Here is a 13631-nt window from a genome sequence, read left to right on the forward strand (position 1 = left end):
TTCCCTAAAGCTAAAGATTTTCAAGTTGTTTTTGAAGAGTTTGTCCCATTTCTTTGAATCTATTCTGAACAGCTGCCCAAAATTCACCCTCGTAAAACCCCGCCAAATCGGATTCTTCTAAAATATCCATTTCAGGGACTTTAAATGTCTGCTCCATCGGACCAAGTTCAAACTTAATCAGATATTTATTATTCCAGGAAAAGATTGAAATTCTTATATCTTCTTTGACAAACTCTTTGACAACTCTCATTATGGTCTTAAAACTTCAGCGCTAAAAGTTATTTCTGATTTTAAAGAAGATGCTACAGAACAGTATTTTTCCACTGACAAAGCAACTACTTTTTTGAATTCTTCCTCTGTTGCATCAGGAGAAACAAGGACAAATTTCAAATGAATAGATTTGTAGTATGCTGGAATACCATCATATCTATCACCTTCGGCTTCTACATAAAAATCAACGATTGTCTTCCTCTTTTTTTTCATCATGCCTACTGCATCCACTGATCCACAACCCGCCAAGGCAGAAAGCAAAAGGTCCATAGGCGATTGAGCCTTTTTATTTGGAGCATCATACATGTCTATTTGTACCACATTACCCTGCTGATTTACTGCTTCATACTCATAGTCCGCTTTCATTCGGACAGTTACGTTTCTTTTGCTCATGGTTTTTGAATTGAAATTTTTAAATTAGTTGGAAGGTTTGGCCTGTAAATAGATTATCCCCTTATCAATAATTCTGAGTTTTGCATTCGCCATTTTTTAAATTTAAAATGAAGAACTCAGTATTATAAATAGAATACTCTCTGCAAATGGAAATCTTATATCTTGAATCTTACTTCTTATATCTTAAATCTAGCCTCTCCTCTTCTTACATATTTCTTCGATATTGTCCTCCAACTTCATAAAGTGCGTGCGTAATTTGACCTAAAGAACAATATTTGGCAGCATCCATTAGTTTTTCGAAAATATTTTCATTTCTAATTGCAGCTTCCTGAAGTGCACTCAACCAAGCTTCTGATTTATTTTCATTTTTCTTATGAAGATTTTGAAGTGTTGAAATTTGCGCTTCTTTTTCCTCAACGTTTGCTCGGATTACTTCTCCTGGAGTCACTGTTGGAGATCCCTCAGAAGACAAAAATGTATTTACACCAATGATAGGGTATTCTCCCGTATGCTTGAGCATTTCATAGTGTAAACTTTCTTCTTGGATTTTTCCTCTTTGATACATTGTTTCCATAGCACCCAAGACCCCTCCACGTTCTGTAATTCTATCAAACTCTACATAAACAGCTTCCTCAACCAAATCTGTAAGCTCTTCAATAATAAAAGAACCTTGAAGTGGATTTTCATTTTTCGCTAGTCCCAATTCCTTATTTATGATCAACTGAATTGCCATAGCTCTTCTTACTGATGCTTCTGTTGGCGTAGTAATAGCTTCATCATAAGCGTTGGTATGTAATGAATTACAGTTGTCATAAATAGCATATAGTGCCTGCAAGGTTGTTCTGATATCATTGAAGTCAATTTCCTGAGCATGAAGTGATCGCCCAGATGTTTGGATATGATATTTCAACATTTGCGAACGCTCATTCGCTGCATACTTCAATTTCATGGCTTTTGCCCAAATTCTTCGCGCTACTCTTCCGATTACAGAATATTCTGGATCAATGCCATTCGAAAAGAAGAAAGAGAGATTCGGTGCAAACTTATTGATATCCATACCTCTCGACACGTAATATTCCACATAAGTAAATCCATTGGAAAGTGTCAATGCCAATTGTGTAATCGGATTGGCACCTGCCTCGGCAATGTGATAGCCTGAAATAGAAACCGAATAAAAATTTCTAATATTCTGATCTATGAAATACTGTTGCACATCTCCCATCAACCTCAAGGAAAATTCCGTTGAGAAAATACAAGTATTTTGAGCTTGATCTTCTTTAAGAATATCTGCCTGAACAGTTCCCCTGACTTTTGCTACGGTTTCAGTTTTGATTTTGGCATAAACATCAGCTGGCAAGACTTCGTCACCAGTCACACCTAATAGCATCAAACCAAGCCCATCGTTTCCTTCAGGAATTTGCCCATGATATTGGGGTCTTTGAACCCCTTTATCTTTGTATATGGAATTTATTTTTCGGTTAACTTCTTCTTCTAAGCCATTCGCTTTGATATAGATTTCGCACTGCTGATCGATCGCTGCATTCATAAAAAATGCAGTCATAGTGGCCGCAGGGCCATTGATTGTCATTGATACAGAAGTCAGCGGATCTGCTAAATTGAATCCAGAATAAAGCTTCTTTGCATCATCTAGACAACAGATATTCACTCCAGAATTACCAATTTTTCCATAAATATCAGGTCTGTAATCAGGGTCTTCTCCATAAAGTGTCACAGAATCAAAAGCTGTTGAAAGTCTTTTAGCTGGCAAACCTTTGGATACATAGTGGAATCGTTTGTTTGTCCTCTCTGGGCCGCCTTCTCCAGCAAACATCCTTGTAGGGTCTTCCCCTTCTCTTTTAAATGGAAAAACTCCTGAGGTATAAGGAAATTCCCCTGGTACATTTTCAGTCAATCCCCATTTTAACAAATCCCCCCAAGCTTCATACCTAGGCAAAGAAACCTTAGGAATACTACTTCCTGAAAGTGAAATGGTATGGGTTTTAACTTTAATTTCTTTGTCTCTCACCTTGAAGATATAGAAATCGTCCCTATATTTTTGGGCTTTTTCAGGCCATTCTTCCAGCCATTTTTTATTTTTTGGATCCAATTCCAACTCGACTTGGGCATATACTTCCTGAAGCTCTTTCACCAAACGATCTTTGTCTTCGATGCTTGTTGCTGTGATTGCTTCAATAGATTTTGTTATGCTAAAAAGTTTCTGAGCAACTTCTTTTTGCTCTTCAGCCCATTTGCTGTAGTTTCTATTATTTTCCGAAATTTCAGATAGATATCGGGTTCTAGCTGGAGGAATGATGTATATCTTTTCAGACATTTCACCTGTCACTTCAAAGGAGGTTTGCAAATCTACACCAGTTTTCTCTACCAATTTCTGAATAATACCTTTGTATAGAGAGTTCATTCCCGGATCATTGAATTGCGAAGCGATTGTACCAAACACTGGAATATCTTCATCCGCAATATCCCATAAATTGTGATTGCGCTTATATTGCTTCTTGACATCTCGAAGTGCGTCTTGCGCTCCTCTTTTATCAAACTTATTTAATGCAATAACATCTGCGAAATCCAACATATCTATCTTCTCCAATTGTGTGGCAGCACCATACTCAGGAGTCATCACATAAAGCGACATATCAGAATGCTCAATAATTTCTGTATCTGATTGACCAATTCCAGAGGTTTCTAAAATAATCAAATCAAAATTTGCTGCTTTAACGATATCTACCGCGTCTTGAACATACTTTGAAAGCGCAAGATTAGATTGTCTTGTTGCCAAAGACCGCATATATACATTTGGATGATGAATCGCATTCATCCTAATTCTATCTCCAAGTAATGCTCCTCCTGTTTTTCTCTTGGAGGGATCCACAGAGATAATTGCGATATTTTTATCTTTAAAATCAATCAAAAATCTCCTCACTAACTCATCAACAAGAGAAGATTTTCCTGCTCCACCAGTCCCTGTAATACCTAAAACGGGTGTTTTGCTTTGCGAAGAGAGCTTTCTTACTTTTTCCAAAATAGCTTTACTTTCTTCTGGGAAATTTTCAGCAGCGGAAATTAACTTGGCAAGCTCCTGCTTGTTATGTTTATCCAGAGCGTCGGATCCTTGATGATCTTTACCAACTGGAAAATCTGCCTTTTGCACAAGGTCATTGATCATTCCTTGTAAACCCATCGATCTTCCATCGTCAGGTGCATAGATCCTAGTGATTCCGTATTCGTGAAGTTCTTTGATCTCTTTTGGCAGAATCGTTCCTCCACCGCCTCCAAAAATCTTGATATGACCAGCTCCTTTTTCTTTTAGCAAATCATACATGTATTTGAAAAACTCCACATGACCACCTTGATAAGATGTGATTGCTATGGCTTGTACATCTTCTTGAATCGCACAGTCTACAATTTCTAAAACTGATCTATTATGCCCTAAATGAATAACCTCACAACCAGTGGATTGAATAATCCTTCTCATGATATTGATCGCCGCATCATGTCCATCAAAAAGTGACGCTGCTGTTACGAGTCGGATGTGATTTTTAGGTTTATAAATTTCTGTTACAACTGACATGTATGAATTGGGTTTATATAATTTCTCGTGATTATGACTAAAGTCAAAGTAATAAAGTTCTCTAAATACTTAATTATAAGTCTGCGAATATAAGAAAATTAGAAGATTTGAACAGTACAAATTCATAAGCTTTTCGAAATAATATTCTGAATAAATCATTCATAATCTGATATTTCTACAAACAGAATAAAAATAGCCCTATGATTCAAAATAAAATATAATATTTTATCTATAAATGAAATCATATTATTAACTGATTTTCATCATGAAATTTGGAATAAGATTACCCGTTCTTTGCATCATGAAATCCCAAATTATTACCTTAAATAGACATTAGGATCTTGATAATTGGCTTATGAAACTCTCACTGTATCTCGGTACTTACAAGCATGTAAAAGTTTTTATTCATTGGACCTTTTCATTATTGTTACTCTGGATTGTGATTTCAAATCTTAGAGCTAATGCACCTGTTGAGGAGATTCTTTGGACACTAATCTTTGTGATTGGGCTATTCTTTTGTGTGATTTTGCATGAATTTGGTCATGCCTTAGCTGCTCAAAAATATGGAATAAATACCCAAGACATCACTTTATTCCCCATCGGAGGTGTCGCTAGACTTGAAAAACTACCAGAAGATCCAAGAAAAGTGGCTTTTGTAATCGAAAATGGACATTTCTTAGGAATCTTAGACCAAGATAATATTACAGAATTTATTTTAGTAAAGTCAGCTTTATCGAAATGATCACACCTATCAAAGATCCATATTTGATTGAATCTGACGTTCTGCTAAGGCAATTGAACTCAAGTAAAAATGGTCTAAATGAAGACGAGGTCAAGAGAAGGCTATCCCATTTTGGAAAAAACAGCCTCCCAGATCCAGATAGAAAGTCAATTTTAAAACTGATTATCAAGCAGTTCAATAACTTGATGGTATATATTCTGTTCTTTGCGGCAGGAATATCATTTTTCACGAAGCACTATGTTGATGTATATGTGATTTTGGGGATCATTCTTATCAATGCATTAATTGGTTTTGTTCAAGAATATAAAGCTGAAGGGGCTCTTGCTGCACTAAAAGCTCTACTCATACCACAATGTAAGGTGATAAGAAATAACCAACTTGTAAAGATAAATTCTACAGACTTAGTTCAAGGAGATATTCTTGTTTTAGAGGAAGGTGATAGCATTCCTGCAGATGCAAGAATAATAGATCAAAAAAACGCTCGAACAGCCGAAGCTTCACTTACGGGTGAATCTTTACCTATTCAAAAAACCGATAAAATCCATTCGGAATCATGTGGCTTTTCTGACCAAAAAAATATGGTTTGGAAAGGTACTTTTGTAGCTAGTGGTAGCATAAAGGCTGTAGTTACTGCCACAGGTCTGCAAACTCAAATTGGGCAGATTGCGGCTAGTTTGAAGGGCATCCTTCCTAAAAAGACAAACTTTCAAAAGAAAACAGATAAGTTGGCCATGCAGATGGCTTTCATCGCAATAGGAAGTGCTATCCTACTTTTTCTTGTTGGACTTTTAGTGCTTGAGGTGGATAAGAGTGAATTGTTACTTATTTCCATTGCAGCTTTGGTATCTGCTATTCCTGAAGGTCTTCCAGCAGTTTTATCCATTGTATTAGCAATAGGTTCATATCGGATGTCGAGTAAAAATGCAATCATTAGAGAAATGAGCGCTACTGAGAGTCTCGGGTCTGTGAGTACTATCATCACTGACAAAACAGGCACACTCACCCAAAATACCATGACGATTAAAAAAGTGTGGACACATGGTATTTCAGATGTAGAAGTGACTGGTGAAGGCTGGGAAAGCAAAGGTACTTTTTTGGGTGATGAAAAAGACGTCAATTCTCTTGAAATATTATTTGAAATCACCGCTCATTGTCATCAATCTGCTATAGAAGTTAATGAAAATGATAAGCTCAAAGTTATAGGAGACCCAACAGAAGCCGCATTTTTAGTTTTGGGGAATAAAGCTGGAAAGAAAAAATCTTTAAAGATCATTGAAGATCTTGCTTTCAACTCGGACCTAAAATACAGATCCACAAAATTGATTAAAGACAATCATGAAATGAGGTTTTATATAGGAGCTCCAGAGTCAATTTTAGACAGAAGCACAACCTATCATGATAAAAATGGAAATAATATAAAATTCGATGATAATGCAAAATCGGACATACTAGGTAAAATTAAGACCTGGTCGCAAGAGAGTCTTAGAGTCCTTGCTTTAGCAAGAAAAGTTGGAGCGGATTTAGAAAAAGATGAAAATCTAGAATTTGTAGGAACTGTAGGAATGATGGATCCGCCAAGACCCGAAGTGATTTCTGCGGTTACTTCTTGTCATAAAGCAGGAATTCGGGTAATTATGGCTACAGGTGATCATGCTGATACTGCTATGTCAATTGCCAAAAAAGTAGGAATAGTAAAATCAGGAAGAGAATTAGTTTACACAGACACTCAACTTCAAGAAATGTCAGAAGTAGAATTCAAAAAGGCAATTCGAGAAGCTGATGTTTTTTCAAGACTAACTCCAATAATGAAGCTGAAAATTACTAAAGCACTTCAAGAAACAGGTGAGCTAATAGCCATGACTGGAGATGGAGTCAATGATGCACCTGCTCTCAAACAAGCTGATATTGGAATCGCTATGGGAATTATGGGAACAGATGTGGCAAAAGACGCTTCTATGATGGTCTTAGCTGATGACAATTTTTCTACCATTGTTCATGCCATTGAACAAGGGCGAATTGTTTTCAATAATGCAAGAAGAACTAGCTTCTTCTTGATTACTACCAATTTTGCTGAGATTTTAACTTTAATTGCTGCTATTTCATTTGGATTACCTATTCCACTCACAGCAACTCAGATTCTATGGATTAATATTGTTACAGATGGATTCTGTGATAAAGCTCTTGCTGCTGAAAAAGGAAAAGGAAATGAACTCTGCTCAGCCCCCATCAGTCCTCATGAAAATATTCTAACAAAAGGTATCATTCCATTTTTATTGATAAACGCATTGATCATGACAGGCCTAGCGATCTTTGCATTTCAACTTTATTTGCCGCTAAGTATAGAAAAAGCTAGAACAATGGTATTTATTGTCATTGCCTTCACTCAACTATTTAATGTTTTTAATATGAGAAATCTTGATCAATCTATTTTCAAAATCGGGCTTTTTAGTAATAAATGGGTAAATTATGCTTTGATCATTTCAATTCTTATTCAAATACTGATCATTGAAGTTCCAATTTTCGCTAAATTATTCGATTTCAGACATGTCAATTTCTTAGAGTTTATCAAATGGATCGCTTTATCATCTCTTACGCTTTGGGCAGGAGAAATTTATAAATACATCAAAAACCATAAATCTATTTAGCTATGTATCAATACACAAGCGCAGCAGAAGCTGTCAAACATGTAAAAAGTAATCAAAGAATATTTATTCATGGAAGTGCCGCTACGCCTACGCATCTCCTATATGCTCTTGCTGAGCGAAAAGATGAATTAAGAGATGTGGAGGTAGTATCTATTTCTACATTAGGAGATATGCCCCTAGCATCTCCTGATTGTAAAGGGAGTTTTTTTATGAATTCTCTTTTCGTTTCCGAAAATGTAAGACAAGCAATCAATAGCGAACAAGGTGGCTATGTTCCAATTTTTTTAAGTGAAATTGGAAGGCTTTTCAGGAATAATATTTTACCAATTGATGTAGCTATCCTCAATGTCTCTGAGCCTGATGATCATGGATATTGCTCGCTTGGAGTATCTGTGGATATAGCAAAACCAGCAATTGAGACTGCTAAATTGATCATTGCTCAGGTAAACAAAAAGATGCCGCGTACCCATGGAGATGGACACATTCATTTTAGCAGATTTGCTGCTGCGGTGGAAGTCGATGAAAACCTTCCAGAGGTAAATTATGGGGATAAAATTGGTGAAAATGAATTAAAAATAGGTTCCTACATCGCAGAACTCATTGAAGACCGTGCAACACTTCAAATGGGAATTGGTGCCATTCCAGATGCTGTTTTGAGAAAATTGACAGATCACAAAGATCTTGGGATCCATACAGAAATGTTCTCCAATGGTGTAATCGAACTTCTAGAATCAGGAGCCATCACCAATTCCTATAAGAAAAAGCATCCTGGGAAAATCGTGACTTCATTTGCCATAGGCAATAAAGAGATGTATCAAAAAATACATGATAACCCGATTTTTTCTTTCCATGAAGCTGCTTATGTCAACGATACCGCAGTCATCAGAAAAAATCCAAAAGTTGTCTCTATCAACAGTTGTCTTGAATTAGATCTGACAGGTCAAGTGTGTGCAGATTCTATAGGAAGTTATCACTATTCAGGTGTAGGTGGACAGATGGACTTTATGCGAGGAGCCGCACTATCTGAAGGAGGTAAACCGATTATGGCCCTTTCAGCAGCTACAAAACGTGGAGCGAGTAAAATTGTCCCATTCTTAAAACAGGGTGCTGGAGTAGTAACTACAAGAGCTCATATGCACTATGTAGTAACTGAATTTGGTGTGGCTTATCTCTATGGCAAAAACCTCAGACAACGTGCTTATGAATTGATGAAAATAGCACATCCTGATCACAGAGAAGAATTAGAAAGAGCGATAATTGATCGATTTGGGAGCTATGTGTATCCGGTGAGGTAAGGATTAGTGATTGAAAAATATGTATATACGGAACTTTGCCAGCAATGAAATTAAGCTTGGGTTTTCAGTACAAATCGATATTAATTGATATTTAGATACTATTAGATATTGTTTTACAACACCCTTTTGTGTCAGAAATTGAAGCTACTTGTAAAGAAGCGTATAATCATTTTGAAAAATTAGAACATTGGAAGATTGAGTTAGCTCAGAAAAGATTTAACAAAGAGAGAAAAGCAAAAAACCACCCGATTTGGGTGGTTTTTTTGTTATGTAACTGAAAGTTTATTATTAATTCAAGAATTCATCAAACGTAATAGAAACGAAATACATGCTTCCAACAGTAGGGTTCCCCCATGCCTGAGTATAGCCATTCCCAAATAAGTTTGTGCCTCCCATTTTAACAATAGATTTAATAGATTTTATTTTATAACTCACTTGGGCATCTAAAGTACTATAAGCGGGTACAACTGATAATCTATTTGTTGAAACTTGTGGAGAAACAAATGTTGACTGCCAAACAAATTCATCTTGCCATCTATATGCTAAAGCAAAACCAAAGTTTTTAAATACTTCCCTATTAGCAAAAGTTATGTTAGTTCTATATTCTGGAGTATTAAAAGCAGGCTGAAACCCATCTAATTCTTCAATATTGGAAAGTTTATTAAATGACACATTACCTCCAAGAGTATAACCTTTAGGGAGCCTATAATCCAGTCCTAAAGCCCAACCAAAAGAATTTATAATTTCCTCCCTATTGACAGGCATTGAAAATGTATTAAATCCTCCTTGACCATTTGGTTGAAGTAAAACTTCGCTTCCAATGAAGTTTTCAAATCTATTATAATAGTAATATCCATCAATAAGAAGCTTATTTTTTGCTAACAAAGATTTATAACCTATTTCAATAGACTTAACTCTTTCAGGTTGGAAATCAGTAAACTCATAGGGTCTCGGTTGACCTTGCTGTACTGATGACAAACTAAATGGAGGATTTGAATCAAAGTTATATCTTTGTCTAAATAAAGGTAAGCCGCCAATTAACCTTGCTTGTGGAGTCAATAGATCTATATATTGTTCTTGAGTTGTAGGAATTCTAAAGCCAGTTTGGTATGATGCTCTAAAATTATGTTGTCCAGCAGTGTATACCGCAGAAGCTCTCGGAGACCATTGACCTTTAAAATTCTCGTTTTTATCATATCGGACAGAAGATGTTAATTTTAATCTGTCTTCAAAGAAACTCTTACTTCCTTGGACATATCCTCCGAATTCAGTAATTGAAAATTCTTCTCCATTTTCATCAGTTGCAAATAACGTTCTTTCCGAATTTAAATCGTATACTCTATAATTGGCACCAACTACAAAGTCAGCCCAAGTAATATCTTTAAAGCTATACGAACCTTCAAGGTGATATAAATTTGTTTTGTCGACAAATCTTGCCCCTACTCCTGCTGCTCCACCTGGAATAGGTCTTGACCTGACATCGGATAAAGCAGCATTAAATTGAGGTGATCCTGGTTCGTATCTTCCCTGATCGGCAAAATTTCGTGCAGCATTCTGTGCACTGGCTTCATCTAGTCCAGCCCCCCTTGCTTGGACAAATGCCCCAATATATTGTGTAAACCACAATTGACTTGGCTTCCATGCCTCATTTATCCCTTGAGCTGCAATACCTATCGCATAAGAATCTCCAGATCTTTCTTGAGTTGTATATCCTCTAACAAACCAGTTAGCGCCTTTAAATTCAAGTTTATATTGCCCAATACTAAAACCAGTTAATGAATATCTATCTGCGCCAGTATAAACAGTTGTACCTGTCCCATAATTACCTTGTAAAATTGCTTCTACATTATCATTTAATCTCCAATGAAGGGCGGCATTTAATTTCAAAGATTCTGTATCATAATCTGCTAAATCTCTCTCTCTATATCCAGTTCTTGTTACAGATTGATTCGGAATTAGGCCTAATGCTTCTGCTGGTAAAGCTCCAGCAGCAATCATACTTTGAGCAACTCCTCTCATACTTTGACCTGTTTCATCACCATAAATATTGACACCGTTGTACCCAGGATTATTTTCTCTAGTTCCATTTTCAATTCCAAATCCATTGGCTAAAGACTGATCTCTGAAGTCATTTGCTTGCCAATCATCTGCTTTCAAATATGACACATTTACCTTGAGTGCTAATCTATCGTTAAAAGCTGTTGCATATCTTGCGGCAAAATCTGTAAATCCAGTACTTTGGTTTGACCTATTTGATTCGCTCATAATACCCCCTTTCATTTGAACTGACAAACCTTGATATTGAAAAGGATTTTTACTATTCATTAGTAGTATGCCATTTATTGCATTTGGGCCATAAAGAGCGGAAGAAGCACCCGGAAGCAACTCAACACTTTCTAAATCTAATTCGGAGATACCAGCAATATTTCCAACTGAGAAATTTAAGCCAGGAGCTTGGTTATCCATTCCATCAATTAATTGCACTGTTCTTACATTTCCATTAGCATTAAACCCTCTTGTGTTGAAAGACTTAAAAGTCATTGATTGAGTACTCATTTCAACACCTTTCATATTATTCAATCCATCATAGAAACTTGCCTGAGGTGCTTCTCTGATAGAAATAATATCCATTTTTTCAACAGTTACAGGTGATTTCAAAACATTCTCTTCTATTCTTGATGCTGACACCACAACTTCTTGACCTAAGATAGACTGTTCGGCTAACGTAACTTGGAGATTTGAAATGTTCGATTGTGTAATTTCAACCTCTTTACTTGTAAATCCAACCATGGAAAATACCAAAGTAAATGGCGGCTCTTGATTTACTCTCAAATTAAAGTTTCCCCGTAAGTCCGTCACGGTGCCAACTACTTTTCCTTTGACGACTATATTAACACCAACGAGTGTTTCTTTCGTCTCTTCCTCTGTAACAGAACCTGAAATATTCGAGGTCTGTGCGTAACCTGAAGTAACGCTTAAGGAAACTATGACAAGTAGTGATAAAACTACCTGCCAAATCTTTCTAGTAAAATTTTGCATAAGTTAATCTTGGGTTAGTTGTTAATACTTTGTTGATTAGGGATAATAGGTGATAATCATTGGGAAAATTAGATTTTTTTCCCAATAATCCTTTATAAATTCAAATAAAAATTAAAAATAAAAATCAGAAACTCCTAACACTTTCTGAGAACCTGTTGAAAATCAAGGAAAAACCTGACTGACTCTTAGTTTAATATTAAAAAAATGTAACGCTTTCTAGGCTATTTTTAATTAACGCTCTTCTAAAACAGTTTTTTAAACATTATTTATCTAAAAAAAAATACCTGACTTTCATCAGGTATTTAATGCTTATTGGCTGGCTTTTTTATTCTCTTCATTGACATGTTTGACTAGTCTATCGCAGAGTTCTTTCATCTCTTCGGACATGTATTCATCTCCGGTTGCATTCAGGATAGTCTGTGCCATACCACCAACGATATCGATGTAGAAACGCTTCATCTCAGCTACCGACATATCCTCTGTCCAAAGGTCGATTCTCAGCGTACTGTGGTTCAAATTATCCCAAACATTCAAACTGATGCTTTTTGTCGCTTCTGCTCCCTCTCCTTCCTTGTCAGAAGCATCCCATTGGATAGATTTGGGTAGATTTTTATCGTCTAGATTGATTTTAAATTTTATTTCTGAACTTTTCATTGCTTGTTATTTAATGCCACAAAACTACAAAAGAAGCCCCATAGTTCCGAGATGATACTAAACTTCGAAGGTCATTTCTGGAATTTCTCCCTCTACTACCAATTTACCTTCTGTTTTGGATTGAATCTCCTCCACACTCACTCCAGGAGCTCTTTCCAATAACTTGAACCCTCCCTCAGGAAGCACATCCAAAACAGCTAAATCAGTTACTATTTTTTTCACACACCTAATGCCAGTTATAGGAAGGCTACACTCCTTGAGCAACTTGGAATCACCACTTTTGCTGCAATGTTGCATCGCTACAATGATATTTTCTGCAGAAGCTACCAAATCCATAGCCCCTCCCATTCCTTTGACCATTTTTCCAGGAATCTTCCAATTGGCAATATCTCCATTCTCAGAAACTTCCATTGCACCAAGAATCGTAAGCTGTACATGTCCACCTCGTATCATTGCAAAAGATTCCGAGGAATTGAAAAGAGCAGAGCCTTTGGTCATGGTGATTGTCTGCTTGCCAGCATTAATTAAATCTGGATCCACTTTATCTTCAGTAGGAAAAGGACCAATGCCCAAAAGACCATTTTCGGACTGCAATACAACTTCCAAATCATCCGGAATATAGTTTGCAACTAATGTAGGTATTCCAATTCCCAAATTGATATATTGTCCATTTTTGACCTCTTTGGCAATTCTTTGAGCTATTTGATCTTTGTTGAGCATATCTATTTATTTATTGGGTTTAAGGTTGATTGATATAGGGTAGAAATATGTTTGAAATACAGTAGAAATAAATGGAAATATGATAGATACAAGGTGGAAATAATATAGTAATATCTCGCCGAAAGCATAACTTGGCCGTGGCGGATATCACAAAGTTTAATTCTATTTTAGTTCACCGAAGGCATATTTCACGAAGTTTATTTCTATTATATTTCACTGAAGGTATATTTCATGAAGTTTATTTCAACCTTATATCGTTAGGTCATATTTCACAAAGTATATTTCTA

At 36.2% G+C, this 13631-nt stretch carries 9 protein-coding genes; 3 read left to right on the top strand and 6 right to left on the bottom strand.

The window, feature by feature from the left end; genetic code table 11:
* Nucleotides 1-10 precede the first annotated feature (10 nt).
* From BELBA_RS17405 to BELBA_RS17415, 3 genes are all read right to left on the bottom strand, one after another.
* Nucleotides 11-250 carry a hypothetical protein gene (locus tag BELBA_RS17405; protein WP_014773990.1) on the bottom strand — a complete coding sequence of 80 codons (240 nt, stop codon included), beginning with the start codon at nt 248-250 and terminating at the stop codon, nt 11-13.
* Nucleotides 250-663, bottom strand: coding sequence for an OsmC family protein (locus BELBA_RS17410; protein WP_014773991.1), 414 nt, complete (start codon nt 661-663; stop codon nt 250-252). Before BELBA_RS17410 ends, BELBA_RS17405 begins: the two co-directional genes overlap by 1 nt.
* A 205-nt stretch (nt 664-868) precedes the next feature.
* Nucleotides 869-4249: a methylmalonyl-CoA mutase family protein gene (locus BELBA_RS17415; RefSeq protein WP_014773992.1), complete on the bottom strand. Its 3381-nt coding sequence runs from the start codon at nt 4247-4249 to the stop codon at nt 869-871.
* Nucleotides 4250-4604: 355 nt separating this feature from the next.
* On the opposite strand from BELBA_RS17415, the gene BELBA_RS17420 reads away from it, so the two are divergent.
* From BELBA_RS17420 to BELBA_RS17430, 3 genes are read left to right on the top strand one after another with little or no spacing between them, the layout of a single operon-like run.
* A complete protein-coding gene (locus tag BELBA_RS17420) occupies nt 4605-4991 on the top strand; it encodes a site-2 protease family protein (protein ID WP_014773993.1) in 387 nt (128 codons plus the stop codon).
* Entirely contained in the window at nt 4988-7636 is a 2649-nt protein-coding gene (locus BELBA_RS17425) for a cation-translocating P-type ATPase (RefSeq protein WP_014773994.1), read from the top strand. The genes BELBA_RS17420 and BELBA_RS17425 overlap by 4 nt, the downstream gene beginning before the upstream one ends.
* A gap of 2 nt (nt 7637-7638) precedes the next feature.
* A complete protein-coding gene (locus tag BELBA_RS17430; RefSeq protein ID WP_014773995.1) occupies nt 7639-8931 on the top strand; it encodes an acetyl-CoA hydrolase/transferase family protein in 1293 nt (430 codons plus the stop codon).
* A 288-nt stretch (nt 8932-9219) separates the two neighbouring features.
* Here the strand turns inward: BELBA_RS17430 and BELBA_RS17435 are convergent, their stop codons facing one another.
* From BELBA_RS17435 to BELBA_RS17445, 3 genes are all read right to left on the bottom strand, one after another.
* Entirely contained in the window at nt 9220-11970 is a 2751-nt protein-coding gene (locus tag BELBA_RS17435) for a TonB-dependent receptor (RefSeq protein ID WP_014773996.1), read from the bottom strand.
* Nucleotides 11971-12279: 309 nt separating this feature from the next.
* On the bottom strand, nt 12280-12624 hold the full coding sequence (gene gldC, locus BELBA_RS17440) for a gliding motility protein GldC (protein ID WP_014773997.1): 345 nt from the start codon (nt 12622-12624) through the stop codon (nt 12280-12282).
* A 57-nt stretch (nt 12625-12681) separates the two neighbouring features.
* The gene (locus tag BELBA_RS17445; protein WP_014773998.1) at nt 12682-13344 is read right to left on the bottom strand and encodes a 3-oxoacid CoA-transferase subunit B; all 663 of its coding nucleotides are present in this window, start codon (nt 13342-13344) and stop codon (nt 12682-12684) included.
* Nucleotides 13345-13631 lie beyond the last annotated feature (287 nt).

The sequence above is a fragment of the Belliella baltica DSM 15883 genome (assembly GCF_000265405.1).
In the GTDB taxonomy this organism is placed as follows: domain Bacteria; phylum Bacteroidota; class Bacteroidia; order Cytophagales; family Cyclobacteriaceae; genus Belliella; species Belliella baltica.

What these genes read in the sequence shown, in the direction of transcription:
- BELBA_RS17405 (WP_014773990.1), bottom strand. Translation starts at nt 250, where the DNA reads ATGAGAGTTGTCAAAGAGTTTGTCAAAGAAGATATAAGAATTTCAATC.
- BELBA_RS17410 (WP_014773991.1), bottom strand. Translation starts at nt 663, where the DNA reads ATGAGCAAAAGAAACGTAACTGTCCGAATGAAAGCGGACTATGAGTAT.
- BELBA_RS17415 (WP_014773992.1), bottom strand. Translation starts at nt 4,249, where the DNA reads ATGTCAGTTGTAACAGAAATTTATAAACCTAAAAATCACATCCGACTC.
- BELBA_RS17420 (WP_014773993.1), top strand. Translation starts at nt 4,605, where the DNA reads ATGAAACTCTCACTGTATCTCGGTACTTACAAGCATGTAAAAGTTTTT.
- BELBA_RS17425 (WP_014773994.1), top strand. Translation starts at nt 4,988, where the DNA reads ATGATCACACCTATCAAAGATCCATATTTGATTGAATCTGACGTTCTG.
- BELBA_RS17430 (WP_014773995.1), top strand. Translation starts at nt 7,639, where the DNA reads ATGTATCAATACACAAGCGCAGCAGAAGCTGTCAAACATGTAAAAAGT.
- BELBA_RS17435 (WP_014773996.1), bottom strand. Translation starts at nt 11,970, where the DNA reads ATGCAAAATTTTACTAGAAAGATTTGGCAGGTAGTTTTATCACTACTT.
- gldC (WP_014773997.1), bottom strand. Translation starts at nt 12,624, where the DNA reads ATGAAAAGTTCAGAAATAAAATTTAAAATCAATCTAGACGATAAAAAT.
- BELBA_RS17445 (WP_014773998.1), bottom strand. Translation starts at nt 13,344, where the DNA reads ATGCTCAACAAAGATCAAATAGCTCAAAGAATTGCCAAAGAGGTCAAA.